At 66.3% G+C, this 25,043-nt stretch carries 24 protein-coding genes and 2 tRNA genes; 19 read left to right on the top strand and 7 right to left on the bottom strand.

Annotated elements, in window-relative coordinates; genetic code table 11:
- Positions 1-3: 3 nt before the first annotated feature.
- The gene (locus NWF22_RS01205; RefSeq protein WP_373691999.1) at positions 4-1,104 is read right to left on the bottom strand and encodes a PQQ-dependent sugar dehydrogenase; all 1,101 of its coding nucleotides are present in this window, start codon (positions 1,102-1,104) and stop codon (positions 4-6) included.
- A 154-nt stretch (positions 1,105-1,258) separates the two neighbouring features.
- Here NWF22_RS01205 and NWF22_RS01200 point away from each other — a divergent pair, with 154 nt between their 5' ends.
- A complete protein-coding gene (locus tag NWF22_RS01200) occupies positions 1,259-2,437 on the top strand; it encodes a DoxX family membrane protein (protein WP_258321289.1) in 1,179 nt (392 codons plus the stop codon).
- A gap of 51 nt (positions 2,438-2,488) precedes the next feature.
- Here NWF22_RS01200 and ilvD read toward each other — a convergent pair whose 3' ends face one another.
- Both ilvD and NWF22_RS01190 read right to left on the bottom strand, forming a co-directional pair.
- Positions 2,489-4,333, bottom strand: coding sequence for a dihydroxy-acid dehydratase (ilvD, locus tag NWF22_RS01195; RefSeq protein ID WP_160900985.1), 1,845 nt, complete (start codon positions 4,331-4,333; stop codon positions 2,489-2,491).
- A gap of 117 nt (positions 4,334-4,450) precedes the next feature.
- Complete coding sequence (locus NWF22_RS01190; protein WP_258321288.1) at positions 4,451-4,897, bottom strand: PH domain-containing protein; 447 nt, start codon at positions 4,895-4,897, stop codon at positions 4,451-4,453.
- A 272-nt stretch (positions 4,898-5,169) separates the two neighbouring features.
- On the opposite strand from NWF22_RS01190, the gene NWF22_RS01185 reads away from it, so the two are divergent.
- The 7 genes from NWF22_RS01185 (at position 5,170) to NWF22_RS01155 (ending at position 11,659) form a co-directional block, all read left to right on the top strand.
- Positions 5,170-7,128 (top strand): acetolactate synthase large subunit, encoded by a 1,959-nt coding sequence (locus tag NWF22_RS01185; protein WP_160900986.1) that lies wholly within the window; start codon positions 5,170-5,172, stop codon positions 7,126-7,128.
- A complete protein-coding gene (ilvN, locus tag NWF22_RS01180; RefSeq protein WP_160900987.1) occupies positions 7,125-7,628 on the top strand; it encodes an acetolactate synthase small subunit in 504 nt (167 codons plus the stop codon). Before NWF22_RS01185 ends, ilvN begins: the two co-directional genes overlap by 4 nt.
- Positions 7,629-7,670: 42 nt before the next feature.
- The gene (ilvC, locus tag NWF22_RS01175; protein WP_160900988.1) at positions 7,671-8,684 is read left to right on the top strand and encodes a ketol-acid reductoisomerase; all 1,014 of its coding nucleotides are present in this window, start codon (positions 7,671-7,673) and stop codon (positions 8,682-8,684) included.
- A gap of 189 nt (positions 8,685-8,873) precedes the next feature.
- Positions 8,874-9,176 carry a type VII secretion target gene (locus NWF22_RS01170; RefSeq protein ID WP_160900989.1) on the top strand — a complete coding sequence of 101 codons (303 nt, stop codon included), beginning with the start codon at positions 8,874-8,876 and terminating at the stop codon, positions 9,174-9,176.
- Complete coding sequence (locus NWF22_RS01165) at positions 9,173-10,477, top strand: hypothetical protein (RefSeq protein WP_160900990.1); 1,305 nt, start codon at positions 9,173-9,175, stop codon at positions 10,475-10,477. Before NWF22_RS01170 ends, NWF22_RS01165 begins: the two co-directional genes overlap by 4 nt.
- Complete coding sequence (locus tag NWF22_RS01160; RefSeq protein WP_160900991.1) at positions 10,474-11,283, top strand: hypothetical protein; 810 nt, start codon at positions 10,474-10,476, stop codon at positions 11,281-11,283. Before NWF22_RS01165 ends, NWF22_RS01160 begins: the two co-directional genes overlap by 4 nt.
- Positions 11,276-11,659 (top strand): hypothetical protein, encoded by a 384-nt coding sequence (locus NWF22_RS01155; protein WP_160900992.1) that lies wholly within the window; start codon positions 11,276-11,278, stop codon positions 11,657-11,659. The genes NWF22_RS01160 and NWF22_RS01155 overlap by 8 nt, the downstream gene beginning before the upstream one ends.
- Before the next feature lie 80 nt (positions 11,660-11,739).
- Here NWF22_RS01155 and NWF22_RS01150 read toward each other — a convergent pair whose 3' ends face one another.
- Positions 11,740-12,405, bottom strand: a complete 666-nt coding sequence (locus tag NWF22_RS01150; protein WP_160900993.1) for a chymotrypsin family serine protease — start codon at positions 12,403-12,405, stop codon at positions 11,740-11,742.
- Between the two features lie 313 nt (positions 12,406-12,718).
- Here NWF22_RS01150 and serA point away from each other — a divergent pair, with 313 nt between their 5' ends.
- The 4 genes from serA to NWF22_RS01130 all read left to right on the top strand — a co-directional run bounded on the left by serA (position 12,719) and on the right by NWF22_RS01130 (position 16,820).
- Entirely contained in the window at positions 12,719-14,314 is a 1,596-nt protein-coding gene (gene serA, locus NWF22_RS01145; RefSeq protein WP_160900994.1) for a phosphoglycerate dehydrogenase, read from the top strand.
- Positions 14,311-15,321, top strand: a complete 1,011-nt coding sequence (locus NWF22_RS01140) for a 3-isopropylmalate dehydrogenase (RefSeq protein ID WP_160900995.1) — start codon at positions 14,311-14,313, stop codon at positions 15,319-15,321. Before serA ends, NWF22_RS01140 begins: the two co-directional genes overlap by 4 nt.
- A 127-nt stretch (positions 15,322-15,448) precedes the next feature.
- A complete protein-coding gene (locus tag NWF22_RS01135; RefSeq protein WP_160900996.1) occupies positions 15,449-15,802 on the top strand; it encodes a GntR family transcriptional regulator in 354 nt (117 codons plus the stop codon).
- A gap of 46 nt (positions 15,803-15,848) precedes the next feature.
- Positions 15,849-16,820: a DUF1648 domain-containing protein gene (locus tag NWF22_RS01130; protein WP_160900997.1), complete on the top strand. Its 972-nt coding sequence runs from the start codon at positions 15,849-15,851 to the stop codon at positions 16,818-16,820.
- Here NWF22_RS01130 and NWF22_RS01125 read toward each other — a convergent pair.
- The gene (locus NWF22_RS01125; protein WP_233750884.1) at positions 16,777-18,009 is read right to left on the bottom strand and encodes an MFS transporter; all 1,233 of its coding nucleotides are present in this window, start codon (positions 18,007-18,009) and stop codon (positions 16,777-16,779) included. The genes NWF22_RS01130 and NWF22_RS01125 overlap by 44 nt on opposite strands.
- A 113-nt stretch (positions 18,010-18,122) precedes the next feature.
- Here NWF22_RS01125 and NWF22_RS01120 point away from each other — a divergent pair, with 113 nt between their 5' ends.
- The 5 genes from NWF22_RS01120 to NWF22_RS01100 all read left to right on the top strand — a co-directional run bounded on the left by NWF22_RS01120 (position 18,123) and on the right by NWF22_RS01100 (position 21,525).
- A complete protein-coding gene (locus NWF22_RS01120; protein WP_160900998.1) occupies positions 18,123-18,896 on the top strand; it encodes a fumarylacetoacetate hydrolase family protein in 774 nt (257 codons plus the stop codon).
- A complete protein-coding gene (locus NWF22_RS01115; RefSeq protein WP_160900999.1) occupies positions 18,893-19,714 on the top strand; it encodes an alpha/beta fold hydrolase in 822 nt (273 codons plus the stop codon). The genes NWF22_RS01120 and NWF22_RS01115 overlap by 4 nt, the downstream gene beginning before the upstream one ends.
- A gap of 23 nt (positions 19,715-19,737) precedes the next feature.
- A complete protein-coding gene (gene gltX / locus NWF22_RS01110) occupies positions 19,738-21,213 on the top strand; it encodes a glutamate--tRNA ligase (protein ID WP_160901000.1) in 1,476 nt (491 codons plus the stop codon).
- A gap of 99 nt (positions 21,214-21,312) precedes the next feature.
- Positions 21,313-21,384: transfer RNA gene (locus tag NWF22_RS01105), tRNA-Gln, on the top strand.
- A 68-nt stretch (positions 21,385-21,452) separates the two neighbouring features.
- Positions 21,453-21,525 (top strand) — tRNA-Glu (locus tag NWF22_RS01100).
- Positions 21,526-21,578: 53 nt separating this feature from the next.
- On the opposite strand, the gene NWF22_RS01095 is transcribed toward NWF22_RS01100, so the two are convergent.
- Together NWF22_RS01095 and NWF22_RS01090 are read right to left on the bottom strand one after the other, a co-directional pair.
- Positions 21,579-22,082 carry a PPOX class F420-dependent oxidoreductase gene (locus NWF22_RS01095; RefSeq protein WP_160901001.1) on the bottom strand — a complete coding sequence of 168 codons (504 nt, stop codon included), beginning with the start codon at positions 22,080-22,082 and terminating at the stop codon, positions 21,579-21,581.
- Positions 22,083-22,116: 34 nt separating this feature from the next.
- Positions 22,117-22,854 carry an IclR family transcriptional regulator gene (locus NWF22_RS01090; protein WP_160901002.1) on the bottom strand — a complete coding sequence of 246 codons (738 nt, stop codon included), beginning with the start codon at positions 22,852-22,854 and terminating at the stop codon, positions 22,117-22,119.
- 59 nt (positions 22,855-22,913) lie between these two features.
- On the opposite strand from NWF22_RS01090, the gene leuC reads away from it, so the two are divergent.
- A complete protein-coding gene (gene leuC / locus NWF22_RS01085) occupies positions 22,914-24,350 on the top strand; it encodes a 3-isopropylmalate dehydratase large subunit (RefSeq protein WP_160901003.1) in 1,437 nt (478 codons plus the stop codon).
- Positions 24,351-24,392: 42 nt separating this feature from the next.
- Entirely contained in the window at positions 24,393-24,986 is a 594-nt protein-coding gene (gene leuD, locus NWF22_RS01080; RefSeq protein ID WP_160901004.1) for a 3-isopropylmalate dehydratase small subunit, read from the top strand.
- The last annotated feature ends 57 nt before the right edge of the window (positions 24,987-25,043 follow it).

The following is a 25,043-nucleotide window of genomic DNA, read 5'->3' as shown; positions in this document are numbered from 1 at the left end:
CCGTCAGGTCCGGTCTTCGGTCGACGACGGTGGTAGCCAACGCACCACCCGGTCATCGGTGCTGACCGGGGTGCCCGAGGTCCGGTTCACCGTCGCGAATTGGAGGACCCCGTTGTCCAACGCCGTCATCCGGCCCAAGGCGCCGTAGCGCTTCTCCAACACGACGGCAGGTGGAGTGATCGCCGGCTTCTCCCGGGTCGGCTCGTTGAGCGCCTCGATGTGCTGAGTGCGGGTGGTGGACACGAAGATCGCGCCGGAGGTGACCGCGCAGCCGGCGATCTGCGGGCGGTCGGGCCACGTCCACAACACCTTCGGACCGGACGGCTCCAGCACCTGGATGCGATCCTCGGTGGCCGTCTGGTCGGCGACATAGAGCGACCCGGTCGTCGTGCTCGGGCACAGCGACACATTCGAACCGAAGCCCGAGGCGAGGATGCGCGGGGGCGGGTTGGCACCCGAGCCCAGCGACGTCACCGACAAGACCTTGCCCGCCAGCGACGCGGGGTCCGCCGCCGCGGCCGGGTTGCCGGCGTTGCCGGTCGCGACGACCAGCTCTGTCGGGGAGCGGAAGAACATCGCGCCCATGTTGCCGGTCGCGCCCTTGGGGATGCCGACGAGAATCGGTTTCGGCACGTCGTTGGGTGCCAGCCGCACGACGCGGTTGTCCGACGCGGTCGTGATCAGCGCGTAGATCAACCGGTCCTGGTCGTAGGTGGGGGAGAACGCGAAATCGATCAGTCCACCGTCGCCCGCCGCATCCACCGGCGCCGTCGCCAGAACACGCTGCGGCCCATAGCGTTTGGTGGTGACGATCTTTCCGGTGGTGCGCTCGGCCACCACCGTCACCTCGCCCTGGTCGTCGCCCGGCATCACCGCGGCGGTGGATTGCAGGCAGGTGGCGATGACCGCCGGATCCGGGTCCACGCACGGGCCGGGCGGCGGTGGCACCGGCGGCTCGGTGGGGGAGGGACGAGGCTGTTGCTGCTGTGCCGGCGATTCGTTGTTGGCGCTCCAGGCACCGGCATCCTTCGCACGATCCTGCTCGGTGAAGTCGGCGCATCCGCTGGTGCCCAGCACCAGCAGACCGAGGGCCGCCGCGGCGATCATGCCGCGGGTGTGCGTCGATGCGGCCGACCGTCCACGGTTTCGTCCTGCCGTCGGCCACCCCATGCGCATGGACCCCAGGGTAGGCGATCGTTTCCGACTCACCGCGCGCTGCTCGACGCGCCCCGCGGTGACTGCGCCTACAGTCGGAACCGTGAGCGAACGTGACCCGGCCGCAGGCGGCGGCTCCAGTCCGTACGACGAACCGACGGGCGAGATCGATCTCGGTGCGGTCGCATCCCAGCGACGTCGACAGGTCCCCAGCGAGGAGCGTGACACCTTCTACGACCGGCACGCGGCGGCCGGCCGCAAGCGGGTCGACGACCTCGATGACGTCGAACCCGACGAGGTGGCGACCCGACGCTTCGCGCCACCGGCGGGCGAGACCGAGTCGATGCCGACCGAGTCGGCGCCGACCGAATCGATGCCGACCGAATCGATGCCGACCGAATCGATGGCGGCCGCCCCGACGCCGGCGACCGAGGCGATCGACCGAAGGCCGGCGGGTGCGGTCGACCGGCCGCCGCCGGCCGAGGAGGACGCCACCACACCGTTTGCCGCGCCGACCTCGGCCGGCGCGGCAGATCCGACCCCGCCCACCACTGCGTTCAACGCGGAAACGGCACCACCGACGACCGCGTACGCAACGGACACCTCGGTGGTCGGTGACCCCGACACCTACGCGGCTGCGGACAGCTACCCGACCAGCGATGAGCGTCTGCGTTCGGTGGAAGAGGATCTCGCCGAGTCCGAACGACGAGCTCGTCGGGGCACCCTTGATCTCGGCCTGCTGCTGTTGCGGGTCGCGGTGGGGCTGATCGCGATGGCGCACGGGGCACAGAAACTGTTCGGCTGGTGGAACGGTCCGCGACTGTCGGGTTTTCAGGACATGCTGGTCAACGCGCCCAATCCGGCGATCGGCTTCGGTACCGACGCCGCCCGGCCCCTGGCCATCCTGGGTGCGCTCTCGGAGACCCTCGGCGGATTGATGCTGGTGATCGGGCTGTTCACGCCGTTGGCCGCCTCAGCAGTGCTCGGCGTGATGCTGGTGGCCGCGGCCTACAAGGCGACGCTGGCCGGCGGCGTGTGGTTCTTCGCTGCCGGTGGCGCGGGCGCCGGGATCGAGTACGAACTGCTGCTGGCGGTGTGTGCGGGCGTCATCATCCTGACCGGGCCGGGCCGGATCTCGGTGGATGCTCCGCGGGGCTGGGCGCGTCGCCCCTCCTGGGGTTCGCTGGCCCTGCTGATCGTCGGGGTGGGTGCCGCGGTCGCGGTGTGGCTGCTGTTCAACGGGACCAACCCGTTCGAGTCGCCCGGCAACCCGACCGGCTGACGAACGCGGGACCGGCGGCGGGGTGGACGTGACCGGGTGTGCTGCGGTCCCTCAGTCGACGACGCGCACCGCGCCCCGATCGGCCGAGGTGGCCAGCTTCGCGTAGGCACGCAGTGCGGTGGTGACCGGTCGCTGTCGGTCCTTGGGCTGCCACGGTCGTTCGGACGCCTCCATCTTCGCGCGGCGCTCGGCCAACACGTCGTCGTCGACGAGCACCTCGAGGCGACGGGTCCGGACGTCGATCACGATCGGGTCGCCATCCTCGACGAGCCCGATCGCGCCGCCCGATGCCGCCTCGGGCGACATGTGTCCGACCGAGAGCCCCGACGACCCGCCGGAGAACCGGCCGTCGGTGATCAACGCGCACTTACGACCCATGCCGGTGCCCTTCATGAAGGCGGTGGGGTGCAGCATCTCCTGCATACCGGGTCCACCGGCGGGCCCTTCATACCGCACCACGAGCACCTCGCCGGCCTGGATGGTCTTCGACAGGATCACCTGCACGGCGTCCTCTTGGCTCTCCACGACGCGCGCCGGCCCCTGGAAATGCCAGAGTTCCTCGTCGATCCCCGCCGTCTTGAGCACGGCGCCGTCGGGCGCCAGATTGCCGCGCAGGACACACAGTCCGCCCTCGACGGTGTAGGCGTGCTCGAGATCGCGGATACAACCGCCGGCCGCATCGGTGTCCAGTGACGTCCATCGGTTCGCCGTGGAGAACGGGGTGGTGGTCCGTACACCGCCAGGCGCCGCGTGGAACAGCTCGACGGCCGCGTCGATGGCCGCGCCGCCGCGGATGTCCCAATCATCGAGGAACTGCCCGATCGTCGGGCTGTGCACGGTCGCGGCGGTGTCGTCGAGCAGACCGGCCCGGCGCAGTTCGCCCAGGATCGCGGGAATTCCACCGGCGCGATGCACGTCCTCCATGTGGTAGTCGGAGTTCGGTGAGACCTTCGACAGGCACGGCACGTTGCGACTGATCTCGTCGATGGTGGCGAGGTCGAAGTCGGTGACCTCGCCCTCCTGTGCGGCGGCAAGGATGTGCAGGACCGTGTTGGTGGAGCCGCCCATCGCGACGTCGAGCGCCATCGCATTGCGGAATGCGGTAGGGGTGGCGATGTTACGGGGCAACACCGAACTGTCGTCGTCGCGGTACCAGCGCAGGGCCGCCTCGACGATCACGGTGCCGGCACGCTCGAACAGCGCGCGGCGGGCCTCATGGGTGGCCAGCGTGGATCCGTTGCCGGGCAAGGCCAGGCCGAGGGCCTCGGTGAGACAGTTCATCGAGTTCGCGGTGAACATGCCCGAGCACGATCCGCAGGTGGGGCATGCCGATCGCTCGACCTCGGACAGGCCCTGTTCGTCGACGGCACTGTTCGCCGACGCCGAGATCGTGGTGATGAGGTCCGACGACGGGTGGGCGACATCGCCGACCACCACGGCCTTGCCGGCCTCCATCGGTCCACCCGACACGAACACCGTCGGGATGTTCAACCGCATCGCGGCGTTGAGCATGCCGGGAGTGATCTTGTCGCAGTTGGAGATACACACCAGTGCATCGGCGGTGTGGGCGTTGACCATGTACTCGACGGAGTCGGCGATGATCTCGCGACTCGGCAGCGAGTAGAGCATTCCGCCGTGCCCCATCGCGATTCCGTCGTCGACGGCGATCGTATGGAACTCACGCGGCACCCCGCCCGCCGCGCGCACCGCGTCGGCGACGATCTCGCCGACGTCCTTGAGATGCACGTGGCCGGGTACGAATTGGGTGTAGGAGTTGGCGATGGCCACGATCGGCCTACCGAAGTCGTCGTCTGTCATGCCGGTGGCGCGCCACAACGAGCGGGCACCCGCTGCTTCGCGTCCGACGGTGGTGGTGGCAGACCTCAGAACTGGCATCGCGATTTCCTCGTGTCGACATTCCGCCTGGGCTCGGGCGGATGAGTGAACGCCCACAGCCGGGGCAGTTCACGAGGAACGAGGCTACTCCGCCCCGACCAGCACGAACAAAACGGTTCAGCCGGTTTGGTTCTCGTCGTCGGCGGCCGCCGCGGCATAGGGATCGGGGATGCGGCCACGGCTGGCCGCCGAGAGCCGGGGCAGGTCGGCGAAGGTGATGGCAGGCAGTCGGACCCGCGTGCCGTTGACCAATACCGCCCGCACCGAACTCCATCGGGGGAACTGCAGGCCATCGATCTCGCTCCACGGGACCTCACGGGTGGAGAAGGTGTGCACGGCTCGCAGGCCGTCCTCGGTCACGATGGTCCGGATCCGGACGATCCACCAGCCCAGCAGTACGGGCAGGACGAGGGTCCAGCCCAGCCAGACCAGCGACGCACCGGCGAGGATCACGGTGACGACGAACATCATCGGCACCGCGAAGTAGGCGAGACGTTGAATCCGGAACGTCTGCGGCAGTTCGACGGCGGGTGCATCATGAGAGGCGGGCGATGGAGTTGACACACGACTATTGTCTCACTTCACGCATCCCGTCGATTCACCAGTGTGTTCCCACGATGTGGGATGCCGATGGGCGCGGTTTGACTCTTGACACGCGCCGGTCCTACCGTGAAGGCGTGATGCAGCATCAGATTCTCGTAGTACTCGGCCGGCGCGTCGTCGCCTGACGGGTCACTTCGTAGACCTCCAGCATCGACGCGCCACCCTCGAACAGCTCAGCTGTCGGGGGTTTTTTCTTGTCAATTGAACGAACACCAGAGCAAAAGGATCGTGCAGTGAGCGCACCAACAGCACGTACCGACGACGCGCGGGGAACCGCGCGCGAAGCGGCGCCGCGTCAACAGTCACCAGCGGGCGGGAATCTACGCGCCGTAGGTCAGCACACGGTTGCTCCCGAACGCGTCAGCGGGGCGCAATCAGTGGTTCGTTCGCTCGAGGAACTCGGCGTCGAGATCGTCTTCGGCATCCCGGGCGGAGCCGTTCTGCCCGTCTACGACCCGCTGCTCGACTCAGCGAAGGTGCGTCACGTCCTGGTGCGCCACGAGCAGGGTGCGGGCCACGCGGCCACCGGTTACGCGCAGGTCGCCGGACGTGCCGGCGTCATGATGGCCACGTCGGGTCCCGGCGCGACCAACCTGGTCACCCCGCTGGCCGACGCGCAGATGGACTCGGTCCCGGTGGTCGCGATCACCGGCCAGGTGGGTCGCGCGCTCATCGGTACCGACGGCTTCCAGGAGGCCGACATCTCCGGCATCACCATGCCGATCACCAAGCACAACTTCCTGGTGAACAACCCCGCCGACATCCCGCGGGTGATCGCCGAGGCATTCCACATCGCCGAGAGCGGCCGGCCTGGTGCGGTCCTCGTCGACATCCCCAAGGACATCCTGCAGAGTCAGACCACCTTCTCCTGGCCGCCGCAGATCGACCTGCCCGGCTACCGTCCGGTGACCAAGCCGCACGGCAAGCAGGTGCGCGAGGCCGCACGGCTGATCCAGTCGGCCAAGGCGCCGGTGCTCTACGTCGGTGGCGGTGTCATCAAGGCCAATGCGGCCGAGGAACTGCGAGAGCTGGCCGAGCTGACCGGCATCCCGGTGGTCACCACGTTGATGGCGCGCGGTGCATTCCCGGACAGTCACTCCCAGCATCTGGGTATGCCGGGTATGCACGGCACCGTCGCCGCGGTCGCGGCGCTGCAGCGCAGCGATCTGCTCATCACCCTCGGCGCCCGCTTCGATGATCGGGTGACCGGTCAGCTGTCGTCGTTCGCGCCCGACGCGAAGGTGATCCACGCCGACATCGATCCGGCCGAGATCGGTAAGAACCGGCACGTGGACGTGCCGATCGTCGGCGATTGCAAGGCGGTCATCGGCGACCTCCTCGAGACGATCCGCAACGAGCGCGCAACCACCACCGAGGCGCCGGACCTGTCGACGTGGTGGCGGTACCTCGACGGCATCCGGCGCACGTATCCACTGAGCTACGACCGTCAGGCCGACGGCTCGGTGTCGCCGGAGTTCGTCATCTCGGCCATCGGCAAGGCCGCCGGGCCCGACGCGGTGTACTGCGCAGGCGTCGGGCAGCACCAGATGTGGGCCGCGCAGTTCATCTCCTATGAGAAGCCACGGACCTGGCTCAACTCGGGCGGTCTGGGCACCATGGGCTATGCCGTGCCGGCAGCGATGGGCGCCAAGGCCGCCGCGCCGGACACCGAGGTGTGGGCCATCGACGGTGACGGCTGCTTCCAGATGACCAACCAGGAGTTGGCCACCTGCGCGATCGAGGGCATTCCGATCAAGGTCGCCCTGATCAACAACGGCAATCTGGGCATGGTTCGCCAATGGCAGACGCTGTTCTACGAGGAGCGCTACTCCAACACCGACCTGGCGACGCACTCGCGTCGCATCCCGGACTTCGTGAAGCTCGCAGAGGCGTTGGGCTGTGCGGCATTCCGGGTGGAGAACGAAGCCGACGTCGACGAGGTGATCGCCAAGGCCCGCGAGATCAACGACCGGCCGGTCGTCATCGACTTCATCGTCGGTGCCGACGCGCAGGTGTGGCCGATGGTCGCCGCGGGTACCGGCAACGACGAGATCATGGCGGCGCGCGACATCCGCCCGCTCTTCGACGATGACGAATCCGCCTCGGTCGACACCCCGGAGATCCATGAGGCCATGGGCCGCACGGATGCCGCGGTGCTGGCCGCTTCCGCAGACAAGAAGGACGAGCAGTGAGCACCACCCATACCCTCAGCGTTCTGGTCGAGGACCGGCCCGGCGTGCTCGCCCGTGTCTCGGGCTTGTTCTCGCGGCGCGGCTTCAACATCGAGTCGCTCGCCGTGGGACCGACCGAGCTGAAGGGGATGTCGCGGATGACCATCATGGTCACCGTCGACGATTTCCCACTCGAGCAGGTCACCAAGCAGCTCAACAAATTGATCAACGTCATCAAGATCGTCGAACAGGACCCGGAGAGTTCGGTGTCCCGAGAACTGATGATGATCAAAGTGCGTTCGGACTCGGCGGTGCGATCAGAAGTGATCGAGGTGGTGAACCTGTTCCGCGCGAAGGTGATCGACGTCTCGCCGGAATCACTGACCATCGAGGCCACCGGCACGAGTGAGAAGCTCGAGGCGCTGCTGCGGATGCTCGATCCGTATGGCATCCGGGAGATCGCGCAGTCGGGCGCGGTCACATTGGGTCGGGGACCCAAGAGCATGTCGGCCAACCGCTGACACGAACGAATCACAAGAGAAGAAATCGAAGGGAATCCAACTGTGGCGATCGAACTGTTCTACGACGACGACGCCGATCTGTCGATCATTCAGGGCCGCAAGGTCGCGGTGATCGGCTACGGCAGCCAGGGACACGCACATTCGCTGTCGCTGCGTGACTCCGGAGTCGACGTCGCGATCGGCCTGCGCGAGGGCAGCAAGTCGCGCGACAAGGCCGCCGAGCAGGGCCTGAAGGTCATGACCGCCGCCGAGGCCGCTGCCTGGGCCGACGTCATCATGATCCTCGCCCCGGACACCTCGCAGGCGAAGATCTTCACCGAGGACATCGAGCCCAACCTGAAGGATGGCGACGCCATCTTCTTCGGACACGGCCTCAACATCCACTTCGACCTGATCAAGCCTGCCGCCAACATCACCGTGGGCATGGTTGCGCCGAAGGGCCCCGGCCACCTGGTTCGTCGTCAGTTCGTCGACGGCAAGGGCGTGCCCTGCCTCATCGCCATCGACCAGGACCCCAAGGGTGAGGGCCAGGCTCTCGCGCTGAGCTACGCCAGCGCCATCGGCGGTGGCCGTGCCGGCATCATCAAGACCACCTTCAAGGAAGAGACCGAGACCGACCTGTTCGGTGAGCAGGCCGTGCTCTGCGGTGGCACCGAGGAACTGGTCAAGACCGGCTTCGAGGTCATGGTCGAGGCCGGTTACGCGCCGGAGATGGCCTACTTCGAGGTGCTGCACGAGCTCAAGCTCATCGTCGATCTCATGTACGAGGGCGGCATCGCGCGCATGAACTACTCGGTGAGCGACACCGCGGAGTTCGGCGGTTATCTCTCGGGGCCGCGCGTCATCGACGCCGACACCAAGGAGCGGATGCGCGGCATCCTCAAGGACATCCAGGACGGCACCTTCGTCAAACGTCTCGTCGCGAACGTGGAGGGTGGCAACAAGGAACTCGAGGGTCTGCGTAAGCAGAATGCCGAGCACCCGATCGAGGTCACCGGCAAGAAGCTGCGCGATCTGATGAGCTGGGTCGACCGGCCGATCACCGAGACCGCCTGAGCGACTTCACGTCCGTAAGGGTTCTTCCCCCGGGTCTCGTTTCTTCCCCCGTGAACAACGGGAGGAAGAACGGAGACCCGGGGGAAGAACTGTATGAGCGCTCTGACGGTCAGGTTGGGTCCACGGTGGCGGCGCGCTCGTGCGCTACGATCTTGCAGAATCGGGCACTGAACGTACGGGGGAAGTTCGATGGCGGATGCAGAAGTCGATCCAAGCGCTCTGCGCGAATACTCGGTCGCTGTAGACGATGCATCAGGTGCGGTGTCTCGTTCTCGCTTGCCCGATGGATTTCATGATCTCGCTGCATGTATGCCAGGTTCCTCAACTGCCTACGCATCGAACACTTCAGTGCCGGTGCTTCGAGGGGCACTCGATGACCTCGCCGATTACTACTCCGACCTGTCATCAGCGGTCAGGAATGCCGCCGGCGAATTCGAAGGGACCGACGACGACATCGCCGCCAAGCTCCGCGGCGTGCTGGAGTCGAAATGATTCCCAGTCGGCCGGTCTTCCAGACATGGAAAGTCGACCAGCTCGTCGCTTGTGGTGACGACCTGGAAACGAAGGCCGCTGATCTCGACGATCTCGGATCGGGACTCGGTCACAGGATTCGCGCAATGGGACCGGCTGGAGGCCCGAGCGGACATTGGACCGGACTGGCCTATGAGGCGGCAGTCGACGGTGTGGAGCGCGGGGAAGGAAGCGCGCGGGCGGTTTCGAATATTGCCACGTCGAGCGTAGTCGGCATAGAGAAGTACGGACCCGCGCTCGCACATTCCGCGCGTGTCATCAGCGATCTGGTTCGAACCATCGAATCCGGGGACTTGTTTGTCACCGATGACTGGGTCGTGCTGGTCCGGGAAAAGTTGATGTCGCCGGCGATGGCCAAACTCATGGTTCTGGCAGCAACAGGTTTCCAGGATCAGTTGAATCCCAATCTCATGGATCTGGGACATGCCGACTACGACCTAGGCAACTACATTCGTCGACAAATTCAGCTCGCGGACCCGGATTTACCGGATCTGCCTGGCGACGCACACGCGCCCAAGGACTTCACGACCGATGCGTATTCAGACGATAGTCGAGCCGAGGACCCGACCCTAGGTCGAGAGAACCAGCGTAAGAGGCTCGCAGAGCACATGCTGGGCACCGTTGTCGACAAGGAAACAGTTGCCAAGGATGGGACGACGGTGACGACTCTGAGAATGCTGGACGGTAGTCGACAGGTTTATACCGACGCCCATCACGGAGGTAGCGGCGATACGTTCGATCTGTACAACGAGAAGGGGATGCTCATCTCGTCGAGAGTGACGAACTCCGATGGATCGACAACAACGACGCTGATGCGCGAGGGCAAGAGTCCCGTCGTCGTCACCGAGACTCGTGGCAGGCAAGCGACCGCCGAGGTGGATGGCGTGCGGGTGCAGGTTCCGAATTCCGATCAGGTTGCTCAGGCGCTCGCCGGCGGCGGGTTGGCGGCACTCGAACCACACGTCAGTGACGGCCTTCCATATCTCTCTGCAGCACAGGCGGAGAAGTTGCAGGTGGGTGCCAAGGCGGCTGGGCCAGCGCTGAATATCCTCGGCACTGCAGTTGCAGTTGTGGACGCGAAGTCGGGGTACGACAGATGTGTGGCGGGAACCACAGGGGCAGTGACTCTGACGGGCGACCTGGCTGTCAGCGCGATGATGTCCGAAACCGCAGGTGCGGCGAGGCTATTTGGTGTGGGCGCCGTCAGCGGGTTGGTATTCGGAGTGGTCGGTAACCTGGTGGGACAGGCGGTGTGTAAGTGACGGTCCGCAGATTGCTTCCTGTGCCCAGTCGGTGGGGCATAGGATTTTCGAAGGGTGATCGCGGCACCCTTTGCATTTACATCGGATTGTCGGCTGCGATCGGAGCAATCGGTATCGCCGCCGCGATTTCTGGTCAGCTTCTCGGTCTTGTTTGTGCTTCCCTGGTCTCCGTCGGCTTTGTGTTCGAAGCGCTATCTGTACTTCGATCTGTGCGGCGTCGACGCGATAGCCAGGAACTCGATCTAGATTCTGGCGTGCATCTGCGAAAAGGTGTCCTTGTTCTACGCCGCGATACGCTGATTCGCGGCTATGAGATCGCGGCAGCAGCGACGACGGGCCTCGGCTTCTTGATGTTCGCGTATGGCGTGTGGCAGGAGAAGGTAACCGTTCCAGTGGCCGGTATGGGGCAGCTTGGTATCTACTCACCTGTTGCGCTTGTCCTCGGTTCCCTGTACGTCGGTCGAGCCCTCAGGGTTTCACAATCTCAATCTTGCGAGTACGTACTCTCGCCCAGCGGGATCCGACGCGGTCAGACCGGTGTCGCGCGCGAATGGGGAACGATCGGTTGCGCTGTGCCTGCGGTCATCGCAGGAGACAAGAGGATGGGCGCATGGGTGGCCCTCGAGCCCGGTCATCGACGCGATGAATTGCGAGTAGACGAAACTGCGATCGGCGCAACAGCCTCGCTCTGGCTCTTTGACTTCTACATTCGTCATCCGGAACTTCGTGAGGAACTCTCTTCGACAGCCGCGATCGCCCGATTGCGGAATGGTTCGATCGTCGAGGAAGAGTCGCGGTATGTCTGACGCGGACGGCATGCCCCGCGAGTACCTCGAGGTCCTTCGCAGCCTCGCCCTCGACCCCACAATCCGGCCTCTCGTTCGTGAGGCCGTTTTCGATCTGAACTCCGAATCACTCACCGACTCGGTGATACCGATGCCGACTTCGTGGCGTTCGGACGACTACCGATTGTTCTGTGAGGATCGACGGGTTCGTCACGCGGAATTGGCTCGACGAGTCAATCAGGCTGTCGATGATTCGATCGAGTGGGGCGCGCGGACACATCTGGCGGGTGTGCAAACAGAGGAGCGTGAAGCAATCGAGGCGTGGACTCGCGACCAATTCGAGCGTGAGTTGCGCGCGTGGCTGCGCGTCAATCCCTCTGTCACCTATGAGCGCTGATTGCGATTGCACAACTACTCCTCGTAGAAACGACAGCGGCCCCGAGACCATGGTCTCGGGGCCGCTGTCGTGGGTGACGATCAGATCGGGCGGAAGCCGCCGTACTGCGGCAGTGACCCGACCCGCTTGAGGATCGGGGCGATGTTGGTGCCCGTCTCGGGTCCGAGGCAGGCGAGAAAGTAGTAGGCGTTGACCATGCCCACGAGGCGGTCGCCGACAACCACCGGGCTGCCCGAATCGCCCTCGATCACGCACAACTGGCTGAAGTGCACGTCACCGTCGGAGAACCAACTGATGCCGCAGGTGTTGCCGGTGGTGCGGCCCTGCTTGCAGGCGACGGCCGGGAACGCCAGCGGCTTGGTGTCCACGCTGCGGATGGTCAATCCGCGCACGGAGCGCAGCGGCACGACCTTGGCCGGATTGAACTCGATGACCGCGATGTCGAGGTCACTGGCGGAGTACGTGATGGTGCCGGCCTGACCACGGTCCTGGAAGGTCTCGGAGTACACCTTCTGGCCGGGGTTGCCGCAGTGACCGGCGGTGATACCGATCAGCTTGCCGGTGTTGGACTTGCCGATGGTGGTCAGCGTGCACGCTGCCGCGGAATTCCCGCCCTTGAGCACCAGGATTCCCGACCCACCACCGAGATAGATCTTCGCCGGTGCGGCATCTACTGAGCCAGCCCCCAAGCCGGCCAGCACTGTTGCAGCCAGAACAGCCAACAGTGCTGTCAGCTTTCTCATCATCCACTCTCCGCTCATCGATGCGCACAGAATCAACGGCCCCGGAGCCGAGCCCGGGGCCAAGCACACGGTACCGGGCGGTAGCCGCGCGATGCGTGGTGCGGAATCGTCCCGGGGTCGGTTTGCAACCTATCCGTAATGCCGATCACAATCTACCGTGAATTTCCGGGGGTGGACCCGAGCAGCGGATACCGCCTGTAAATCCGACATGCGGCGACGACTAAGCTGTCCGCGGAAGTCCCCGTGGTCGCCTCTGCGCCGCCTGCGGCGATCTCCGCCTTCTCACTGACTTTGGCCCCCGACCATGGAGACTATCGTGACCTCAGCTGGCCGTCCGGTCGTTCTGATCGCCGACAAACTGGCTCCCTCGACCGTCGAAGCGCTCGGCGACGACGTCGAGGTCCGCTGGGTGGACGGCCCCGACCGGCCGAAACTGCTCGAAGCCGTGGCCGACGCCGACGCGATCCTCGTACGCTCGGCCACCACCGTCGACGCCGAGGTGCTCGACGCCGCACCCGGAGTCAAGATCATCGCGCGCGCAGGCGTGGGCCTCGACAATGTCGATGTCCCGGCCGCCACCAAGCGCGGCGTGATGGTGGTCAACGCCCCGACCTCCAACATCCACACCGCCGCCGAACATGCCGTCGCACTGCTGATGTCGGCGGCGCGGCAGATCCCCGCCGCCGACGCCACGCTGCGGGAGCACACGTGGAAGCGCTCGGCATTCAACGGTGTGGAGATCTTCGACAAGACGGTCGGCGTGGTCGGCCTCGGCCGCATCGGCCAGCTCGTCGCCGCGCGGATGGCCGCGTTCGAGACCTCCATCATCGCCTACGACCCGTACGTGTCGCCGGCTCGCGCCGCTCAGCTCGGCATCGAACTGGTCAGCCTCGACGAACTGCTCGAGCGTGCCGATTTCGTCACCGTGCACCTGCCGAAGACGCCGGAGACGTTGGGACTCATCGGCAAAGATCAGCTGGCGCGCACCAAGAAGGGGGTCGTCATCGTCAACGCGGCGCGCGGTGGCCTCATCGACGAGCAAGCACTCGCCGATGCGATCAACTCCGGGCACGTCCGCGGCGCGGGACTCGACGTCTACGCCACCGAGCCGTGCACTGATTCGCCGCTGTTCGAGCTGCCGCAGGTCGTGGTGACCCCGCACCTGGGTGCCTCCACCAGTGAGGCCCAGGATCGCGCCGGCACCGACGTCGCCAAGAGTGTCCGGCTCGCGCTGGCCGGCCACTTCGTGCCCGACGCGGTGAACATCACCGGCGGCGCCGTGGATGAAGAGGTGGCGCCGTGGCTCGAGGTGGCACGCAAGTTGGGCGTGCTGGTCGGTGTCATCAGCAACGAGCCGCCGACCTCGCTCGTCGTCGACGTCCGCGGCGAGCTCGCCGCCAACAACGTGGAGGTCCTCGGCCTCTCGGCACTGCGCGGGCTGTTCTCTGCGGTCCTCGACGAACCGGTCACCTTCGTCAATGCCCCGGCTGTGGCCGCCGACCGCGGCGTGACCAGTGAGGTCACCACCGCGCCGGAGAGCCCGAATCACCGCAGCGTGGTGGACGTGAAGGCCGTCTTCGCCGACGGGTCGGTGCACAACGTGTCGGGCACGCTCACCGAACCGCGCCTGGTGGAGAAGATCGTCAACATCAACGGCCGCAACTTCGACCTGCGGGCCGAGGGCCACAACCTGATCGTCAGCTACGCCGACAAGCCGGGCTCGCTCGGCCGGATCGGCACCCTGCTGGGCAACGCCGACATCGACATCCAGGCGGCCGGTCTGTCGCAGGATGCCGACGGTCCGGGCGCGACCGTGGTGCTGCGCGTCAGCGCGCAACTGTCCGACGATCTCGTCGCCGCCATCGGAGAGGCCGTGGGCGCCACCCTGATCGAGCAGGTGGACCTGTCATGAAGCTGGCCGTCATCGCCGGCGACGGAATCGGGCCCGAGGTCATCGGTGAGGCCATCGGCATTCTCGAAGCCGTCGTCTCCGACGTGTCCACCACCGAGTTCGACCTGGGAGCGCGCCGGTATCACCGCAACGGGGAACTGCTGACCGCCGAGGACCTGGCATCGTTGCGCGAACACGACGCGATCCTGCTCGGTGCCATCGGTGATCCGTCGGTGCCGTCGGGGGTGCTCGAGCGCGGCCTGCTGCTGAACATGCGATTCGCACTCGACCATCACGTCAATCTACGACCGGCCCGCAAGCTGCCCGGGGTGACCTCGCCACTTGCGGGTGATCCGGAGATCGACTTCGTGGTGGTGCGCGAGGGGACCGAGGGGCCCTACACCGGCAACGGCGGTGCGATCCGCGTCGGGACCCCGCATGAGGTCGCCACCGAGGTCAGCGTCAACACCCGCTTCGGTATCGAACGAGTGGTGCGCAACGCCTTCGAACGCGCCCGCGCGCGCCGCAAGAAGCTGACCCTGGTGCACAAGACCAACGTGCTGACCTTTGCGGGTTCGATGTGGAGCCGTACGGTCGCCGACGTCGGCGCCGAGTACCCCGACGTGACGACCGACTACTGCCACGTCGACGCCGCGACCATCTATATGGTCACTGACCCCGGGCGATTCGACGTGATCGTCACCGACAACCTCTTCGGCGACATCATCACCGACATCGCGGCCGCGGTCACCGGCGGTATCGGGCTCGCCGCGTCGGGCAACATCGATGCCACCGGAACGAATCCGTCGATGTTCGAGCCGGTCCACGGCAGCGCCCCCGACATCGCCGGACAGGGCAAGGCCGATCCCACCGCCGCGATCCTGTCGACGGCGCTGTTGCTGGCCCATCTCGGGGAGACCGACGCGGCCGAACGGGTCGAGAAGGCAGTCGCCGACGATCTCGCCGACCGGGGTTCGGAGGCGTTGAGCACCACCGAGATCGGGCGCCGCATCCGCGAACGCGTCTGAACTCCATAGCGCGAACGTCGCGTCAGAGCCCCGCCCGGGAGTCATCCGGGGTGGGGCTCTGGTCGTCTTGGCCCGTGCCGAATCCGGCCGCATTGTTCTATTTGAGATAGAACTATAGGATCAGTGCGTGTTGATCCGTATCGACCCCTCGTCGCGTGTGGCGCTGTACGAACAGATCGCGTCGTCACTTCGCGGCTCGATCGCACGTGAGGAGATCAGGAGCGGTGAGCGGCTCCCGACCGCACGCGATCTGGCGGCGTCGCTCGACGTCAACCTGCACACCGTATTGCGTGCCTATCAGTTGCTCCGCGACGACGGGCTCGTCGAACTACATCGGGGGCGTGGCGCGGTCGTCACTCACGCGGCCGCCGGCGGCGCCGAACTCGCCGATGCCGTGGAGCGGCTGATCCGGGTGGCGCGGCGACTGGGCATGTCGGCCGAGGCGACGGCCGCCGAGATCCACGGGAGGTGGACGCGGTGAGTGTGGACCGGACGAACAGGGGGACATCATGAACAGGAAGGCAAGGATGAACCGGTGGGTGATCGGGGCGCTCGGGATGTTTCCGTCGATGATTGCCGGAGTCGTGGGCTCCCTGCTCGTCGCATCATGGGCCGATGGGTTGCCCGATCCGGTGGCCACGCACTGGGGTGGCGATGGCGCCGACGGCTTCACCAGCGTCGGGGTGGTGATTGCCCTGCCGGCAGTTGTGGGGATCCTCGGTGCCGTCCTCGGGGTTCTGTCGGTGCTGGTGCGCGATCGCGGCGCCGTTCGCCTCACACTCGGAATCGTTGTGGGCGTGGCTGTGTCGACGATCGCCATCATCGTCGGCTCGACCGAGATGCAGCGCGGTCTCGCGGATGCCGGTGACGCCGCCACCCCGACGTGGCAGCTCCTGGTCGGCTGGCTCGTGGGACTCGCGGCGGGCGTCGGAACGGCTGCGCTCGTGCCGAAATGGACGACGGCGGAGCAGCCGGCAGATGTTGGCGAACGGCCCGACGTGGCGCTTGCCCCCGGCGAACGGGCACTGTGGACGCGCGTCGTGACGACGTCCCGCGTGGCGACGTCGATCATCGCCATCGCGCTGATGATCCTGATCTCGGTGGCGCTGCTGGTGCGCTCATGGCCGGTCATCGTCATTGCGGTCGTGGTACTCGTCGTGTCTGTCGCGATGTGGAGTGTGCGGGTGACGGTCGATCGTCGGGGCGTGGCGGTTCGCGGCCGACTCGGCTGGCCGCGCACGGTGATCCCGATGGGGGAGATCGATCATGCCGAGTACGTGCGCGTGCGGGCAGTGCGTGATTTCGGCGGTTTCGGCTACCGGGTGGCGATGCACGGGGACCTGAAGGGAGCCAAGGGTTTCGTGCTCAGGTCCGGGGATGCGCTGCTGATGGTCCGCCGCGGCGGAGCGCGCGACGTCGTCGTGGTGGACGACGCTCGCACCGCCGCGGGGCTGATCAATCGATTTGTCTATCCCGCGGGACGAGGGGAATGGCGATGAGTGGTGTCACCGCGGTCAGCGCGAACGCGATGGGGAAGCCGGACGCGGCGATCACAGCGCCGAGTACAGGGGTGCTCGCCGAGGTGGCCAGGTACTGGGCCGTGTTCTGAATCGCCAGACCGCGCCCGCTCCATGACGGGCCGGCGTATTCGGCGATGGCGGTGAACGCCAAGCCGTTGTCGGCGACCGAGGCGATCGAGGCGATCGCCATCACCAGCGGCGCGACGGGGCTACCCAACCAGTCGGTCAAGGCCAGCGCCAGCGTCGCCACCGCGGCGATCAGGGCGATCATCCGGATCGGACGCATCCGCGAACCCCAGGCATCCGACACCCGGCCCGCCACGATGCGTCCGATCGCACCGATCACCTGTGTCACGGTGACGAGGACGCCCGCGGCGGCCGGCGGCCACTGGTGCGCCACGATCAACCAGGTGGGCACGAAGGTCCACATCATGGCCTGTGGGATCACCAGCAGCACGCTCACTCCGTGGACCCGAGTGAGGAAACCGCTACTGCGATAGGGATTTCGAACATTGCTCGGCTCTGTGTCGTCGGCCGGGCGCCGCGGCGGCGCCGGTGGATCGACGATCCCGACGATGCACGCGAGCAGTCCGAGGCCGGTCACCACCATCGGAACCGCCAGAGCCGCGGTGACACCGACGACCTGCGCGGTCACCGGCATGGTGAGCGCGCACACCGCGATGCCGAGCGGCTGCGCCATCTGCCGAACCCCCATGGCGGTGCCACGTTGCCGCGCCGGGAACCAACCCACCACTATTCGTCCGCTGGCTCCGTTGGCCGCCCCCGAGCCCAACCCGCCGACGAAGAGCGCGGCGCCCCAGGCCCAGTACGGCGCATCCACGGCGGAGGTGGCCACGGCGGCGACGGTGCCGGCCAGGGTGATGCACAACGAGGTGATCAGGATCCGCCGCTCGCCGTAGCGGTCCAGCAGCGCCCCCCAGGGGATGATCAGCAGCATCAGCCCCACCGTCGGGATGGTTGCCAGCACCGATCCCTGCGCCAGCGACATCCCGTGGTCGGCATGCAGGGCCGGGATGAGGTAGGCGATCCCGCTGACCGCGCAGGTGGTGGTCATCGCCGCCACGAGTGCGCAGCACAGCATTGTCCAGCGGCGAGCCGGCGTCATCGTCGGCGCGATGGGCGTACCGGGTTCGGCGACTCGATCCATCTCATCTCCGATCTCAACATATGAAATGCAGTTTCCACATTGTAAAACCGATGAGGGCTGTGTCCAACCCGAGTCCCGGCTGCTGAGAATCGTCGGTGCGATACTGTCGTGCCATGCGTTTAGGTCGAGTAGCCAGCCCTGACGGGGTCGCTTTTGTCGCCATCGAGGACGTCGACGGCGGCCCGCGGGCGCGAGAGATCGCAGAGCATCCGTTCGGCACGCCCTCGTTCACCGGTCGTTCCTGGGCGTTGGCCGACGTCCGTTTGTTGGCGCCGATCCTTGCCTCGAAGGTGATCTGCATCGGCAAGAACTACGCCGCGCACGCTGCGGAGATGGGCGGCGAGGCACCGGCGGACCCGGTGATCTTCATCAAGCCGAACACGTCGATCATCGGGCCGGAGGTGCCCATCGTCCGACCGCCGAATTCCGAGCGGGTCGACTTCGAAGGCGAGTTGGCCGTGGTGATCGGTCAGCCGTGCAAGGATGTCGCGGCAGCCAAGGCCGCCGACGTGATCCTCGGTTACACCGTCGCCAACGATGTGACCGCCCGTGATCAGCAACGGGCCGACGGCCAGTGGACCCGCGGCAAGAGCTACGACAGCTTCTGCCCGTTGGGGCCCTGGATCGAGACCGAGTTCGACCCGTCCGACGTGGAGGTGATGACCGAACTCGATGGGGAGGTCAAGCAGCGTTCGCGAACCTCGCTCATGCTCCACGGCATCGGTGAGATCGTCGAGTGGATCTCGCGGATCATGACCCTGTTGCCCGGTGACGTGATCCTCACCGGCACACCGGAGGGTGTCGGTCCGATGGTCGCCGGACAACGCGTCGCGGTCACCGTCGAGGGGCTGGGAACCCTGGCCAACCCGGTGGTGGACAAACCATGAAGGGCCCGAAGATCGCCCGGGTCAACGGGATCGAGCTCGCCTACGAGGATGTCGGCAGTGGGCCCCTGGTGGTGATGGTGATGGGCACCGGTAGTCCGGGCCGGGTGTGGCAGGCCCACCAGCAACCGGCCCTGGTCAAGGCCGGCTACCGCGTGGTCACTTTCGATAACCGGGGCATCGCGCCGTCGTCGGAATGTGCGGAGGGCTTCACCGCCGACGACATGGTCGCCGACACCGCCGCGTTGATCGAACACCTCGCGGCGGGTCCGGCGCTGGTCGTCGGGACCTCGCTGGGTGCGCGCGTCACCCAGGAACTGGCACTTGCTCGGCCGGACATCGTCAAGGCCGCGGTGATGATCGCCACCTACGGTCGCAACACACCGCTACAGCAGGCGATCTCGGCGGGGGAGCGGGCGCTCTACGACAACAAGATCACGTTGCCGCCCGACTATGCGGCGGCGATCACCGCGCACCTGAATCTGTCGCCGCACACCCTCGACGACGATCGGACGGCCAAGGACTGGCTCGATGTGATCGGTTTCTCGCCGCAGACGGTCACCGCCGGTGTCCGCGCGCAGTTGGGGCTGCACGACCGCGAGGCCGACCGTCTCGCCGCCTACCGCGCCATCTCGCGGCCGGCCCTGGTGATCGGTTTCGCCGACGATCGCACGCTCCCGCCGAAACTCGCGCGTGAGGTCGCCGACGCCATCCCCGGCGCCCGGTACGAGGAGATCGCGAAGGCCGGACACTTCGGGTACCTGGAACAGCCCGCGGAGGTGAACCGACTGCTGATCGAGTTCCTCGGCACTGTCCGCTGAGACGGTTCGATACGCTGACCACCATGAGTGGTTCCGATGTGCGCGTTCGTTTCTGTCCGTCACCGACCGGTACCCCCCATGTGGGGCTGGCCCGGACGGCGTTGTTCAACTTCGCGCAGGCGCGCCACGACCAGGGCACGTTCGTCTTCCGGATCGAGGACACCGACGCGGCGCGCGACACCCAAGAGTCCTACGAGGCGATCCTCGACGCGCTGCGTTGGTTGGGACTCGACTGGGACGAGGGGCCCGAGGTAGGCGGTCCCTATGGTCCCTATCGGCAGTCGGAGCGACGTGAGCTTCATCTCGATGTGGTGGCGCGCCTGCTCGAGTCGGGTGAGGCCTACGAGGCCTTCTCCACCCCGGAGGAGGTCGAGGCCCGGCACCGTGCCGCCGGCCGCGACCCGAAACTCGGCTACGACAATTTCGATCGCGACCTGACCGACCAGCAGCGGGCCGATTTTCGCACCGATGGCCGCAAACCCGTTGTGCGACTGCGGATGCCGGATCACGACATCACCTGGGACGATCTCGTGCGAGGGACCACCACGATCAAGGCGGGCACGGTGCCCGACTTCGCGCTCACCCGGGCCAGCGGGGACCCGCTCTACACCCTGGTCAACCCCGTCGACGACGCGATGATGAAGATCACCCACGTGCTGCGTGGGGAGGATCTCTTCTCGTCGACCCCGCGGCAGATCGCTCTCTACGACGCGCTCATCAGGTTGGGGATCGCCGAACGGGTGCCGGAGTTCGGCCACCTGCCGTTCGTGATGGGGGAGGGCAACAAGAAGCTGTCCAAACGTGACCCGCAGTCGAATTTGTTCCACCACCGGGATCGCGGGTTCATCCCGGAAGGCCTGCTGAACTATCTGGCGCTGCTCGGGTGGGGCTTCTCCGGCGACAACGACGTGTTCACCCTCGATGAGATGGTCGCGGCTTTCGATGTGCGCCAAGTGAACTCGAATCCGGCGCGCTTCGATCAGAAGAAGGCCGACGCGATCAACGCCGAACACATCCGGCGGCTGGAGCCGGCCGACTTCACCGGTCGGCTGCGGCGCTACCTGGTCGAGGCGGGCAAACTCACCGAGCCGGTCGACGACGACTCCTTTGCCGCACTCGCCGAACTCGTCCAGACCCGGATTCAGGTGCTGGCCGATGCGTGGCCGCTGATGTCTTTCCTCTACCTCTCCGACGCCGACTTCGTGATCGACGAGAAGTCGGCGGCCAAGAACCTCGGCGCCGATGCGGCCGAGGTGCTCGACGCGGCATCGGGTGCGTTGACCGCGCTGGAGGGCTGGACCGGACCGGCCATCGAGGGAGCGCTCAAGACGGCGCTCGTCGACGACCTGGGGCTCAAACCCCGCAAGGCGTTCGGACCGGTACGCGTCGCCGTCACCGGGTCGCAGGTGAGCCCTCCGCTCTATGAGTCGATGGAACTGCTCGGTCGTGACAAGAGTCTCTCGCGGCTGGCCGCAGCGCGCGAGATGGCCGCAAATTAGGGGTTTGACCTGCCGATTTGTGGTCTAGGGGGTTACCTTTGGTAGTCTTCTCCTCGGTTCTTTTCCGGCCGGGACGCCGAATCGGAGAAGGGAAAACCTTGGGGTATGGTGTAATTGGCAACACAGCTGATTCTGGTTCAGCCATTCTAGGTTCGAGTCCTGGTACCCCAGCGAGCTGTTGGGATACGACCTCGGATCGAGGCCACATCCCGGTGGTTCCAACTGAATAGCAAGTCCATGGCCCCGTCGTCTAGCGGCCTAGGACGCCGCCCTCTCAAGGCGGTAGCGCGGGTTCGAATCCCGTCGGGGCTACAACGAAGGCGCCTCCTCCGATCTCGGAGGAGGCGCTTTCGCTCTGCTGGGGTTCAGTTGTCGCCGAACGGCGCGGTGCTGCCCGCGACGGGCATCGGATCGAGTCCGAGCTTGCGGTGATCCCACGACCGCACCTTCGCCGGAATCAGTCGTACGGCGACCCGCTTGTGCATCATCTGATCGACGAAGGGACGCATCTCGTCGGTGTAGGGACCGGTGTAGCGCTCCCAGACGCTGATGCCGACGCTCAGGCAGGAATCCGGGTCGTCGAGGATCTCGGCGCTGCCCTCGAACGACACACCGCGCAGGGTGTCGTAGGTGTCCCCGTCCTCGATCATCACTGTGCAGCGGCTGTTGCGGCGGAGATTGACCGCCTTCTGCGACTTCGCCTTCGTCTCGAACCAGATCTCACCGTTGACCACGCCGTACCACATGGCCACCAGGTGGATGCCGCCGTCGGGCCCCGTCGTCGCCAGCGTCGCGGTCCGACTGGTGGCGACGAAGGCCTCGATCTCGGCGTCGGACATGACGATCTGACTGCGTTGATTGACTCCCATGCAGTGACGCTAACCGACGGCGTCTGTCTGCGGGTCAGCTGCGGGTCGGTTGCAGCCGTTTGTGGATCGCGTCGGCTGCGGCGAGCAGATCCGCCGCCCAGCGCGCCCCGGGGCGTCGCCCCATCCGGTCGATGGGGCCGGAGACCGAGATGGCCGCCACCACGTCGCCGGTGGCGTCCCGTACCGGCGCGGACACGCTCGCCACCCCGGCGGCGCGTTCCCCGGCGCTCTGGGCCCAACCGCGGCGTCGGATCTCGTGGAGTGCACGCTCGCTGAAGACGCTGTCGTGGACGAGTGCGCGCTGGGTGCTCGAGTCGGCCCACGCGAGCAGCACCTTGGCCGCCGATCCGGCACTCATCGGGAATCGGGTGCCCACCGGGACGGTGTCGCGCAGGCCGGTCGGTGGTTCCATGGCGGCGATGCAGACCCGTTCGGCGCCCTCGCGACGATACACCTGGACCGATTCGCCGGTGATCTCACGAAGCCGCGGCAGCACCATCAGGGCTGCCTCGCGGACCGGGTCGTGCGAGGAAGCGGCGGCTAATTCGGCCAACGCGGGCCCGGGGTACCACCTGCCCGAGGTGTTACGCGCCAACAGGCGATGGGTTTCCAACCCGACCGCGAGGCGGTGTGCCGTCGCCCGGGGCAATCCGGTGCGCTCGCACAGCTCGGTGAGATTGCACGGAGTCTCGGCGATCGCATGGAGTACGACGACGGACTTGTCGAGCACGCCAATTCCGCTCGTCGGTGGCGATGCGCTATCCTTTCCCATAGGACGATACTAGCGTCCCAGATAATGAGAAGTACACCCCGACAGATGCGAGAAGTGCCATGAGCTCCAGCCCCAACGCGCCGCGTACTCTTGCCGAAAAAGTGTGGGACGACCATGTCGTCGCACGCGGCGACGCCGATGGCGCCGGGAACCGCAATCCCGACCTCATCTACATCGACCTCCACCTCGTGCACGAGGTGACGAGTCCGCAGGCCTTTGACGGGCTCCGGCTGGCCGATCGGCCGGTGCGCCGGCCCGATCTGACCATCGCCACCGAGGACCACAACGTCCCGACGGTCGACATCTTCAAGCCGATCGCCGACGAGGTCTCGCGTACCCAGGTCGAGACGCTGCGCCGCAACTGCGAGGAGTTCGGGATCCGCCTGCATCCCATGGGCGATGCCGAGCAGGGCATCGTGCATGTGGTCGGTCCGCAGCTCGGGCTGACCCAGCCGGGCATGACGGTGGTGTGCGGCGACAGCCATACCTCCACGCACGGTGCGTTCGGATCGATCGCGATGGGCATCGGGACCTCCGAGGTCGAACACGTGTTGGCCACGCAGACCTTGTCCCTGCGGCCGTTCAAGACCATGGCCATCACGGTCGACGGTGAACTGCCCGCGGGCGTCACGAGCAAGGACCTCATCCTCGCCGTGATCGCCAGGATCGGGACCGGCGGCGGCCAGGGACACATCCTGGAGTATCGCGGGCCGGCCATCGAGAAGCTGTCGATGGAAGCCCGGATGACCATCTGCAACATGTCGATCGAGGCGGGAGCCCGCGCGGGGATGATCGCGCCCGATGAGGTGACCTACGATTTCCTCAAGGGCCGGCCACACGCACCCACCGGCGCGGACTGGGATGCCGCGGTGGCCTATTGGGACAGTCTGCGAACCGATCCCGACGCCGAATTCGATGCCGAGGTCCACATCGATGCCTCGCAGCTGACGCCGTTCGTCACGTGGGGCACCAATCCCGGGCAGGGTGCACCTCTCGGGTCGCGAGTGCCCGATCCCGCCGAGATCGTCGACGAGAACGACGCGATCGCGGCCCGACGGGCTCTGGAGTACATGGATCTGGAGCCGGGTACGGCGCTGCGCGATGTGAAGGTGGACACCGTGTTCGTCGGTTCCTGCACCAACGGACGGATCGAGGATCTGCGAGCGGTGGCCGACATCTTGAAGGGGCGCACCGTCGCCGACGGGATGCGCATGCTGATCGTCCCGGGATCGATGCGGGTACGTGCACAGGCCGAAGCGGAGGGCCTCGGTGAGATTTTCGTCGCAGCAGGCGCCGAATGGCGGCAGGCGGGATGCTCGATGTGTCTCGGGATGAACCCCGATCAACTCGCTCCGGGTGAGCGGTGCGCGTCGACCTCGAATCGGAACTTCGAAGGGCGGCAGGGCAAGGGCGGCCGCACACACCTGGTCTCGCCGGCGGTGGCTGCCGCCACCGCCATCCGGGGAACGCTGTCGGCTCCCGCGGATCTCGGCTGACCGCATCCCTGCACCCCCGAACACACAGGATTGGAAAACCTCATGGAACCTTTCATCACCCACACCGGGATCGGCGTGCCGCTGCGCCGGAGCAATGTCGACACCGACCAGATCATCCCCGCGGTCTACCTGAAGCGAGTGACCCGCACCGGCTTTGAGGACGGACTGTTCGCCGGATGGCGCGCCGACCCGGATTTCATTCTCAACAACGAGCCGTGGAGCCGGGGGTCGGTATTGGTTGCCGGCCCGGACTTCGGCACCGGTTCATCTCGCGAGCACGCGGTCTGGGCACTGTCGGACTTCGGCTTTCGGGTGGTCATCTCGTCACGCTTCGCCGACATCTTCCGCGGCAACGCGGGGAAGGCGGGCCTGGTGGCTGCCGAGGTCGCGCAATCCGACATCGAACTGATCTGGAAGCGACTCGAGGAGCAGCCCGGGCTGGAACTGACGGTCAGTCTTGCCGATCGGACAGTCTCCGCGGGAGACCTCGTGGTGCCGTTGGCAATTGATGACTACACCCGATGGCGCCTGATGGCGGGTCTGGACGACATCGGATTGACATTGCGGCAGGTAGAGGCCATTTCTGAGTTCGAGAAGCAACGGCCGTCGTTCAAGCCGGTGACACTCGGAGGCTGACCCCGACACCCTTCCGCGGGCTGTTCTGGCCAGACTCCGGAATCTGATCGCTGCTTT

Source organism: Gordonia mangrovi (assembly GCF_024734075.1).
Taxonomy (GTDB): Bacteria; Actinomycetota; Actinomycetes; order Mycobacteriales; family Mycobacteriaceae; genus Gordonia; species Gordonia mangrovi.
This window is presented reverse-complemented; position numbering and strand designations above follow the sequence as displayed.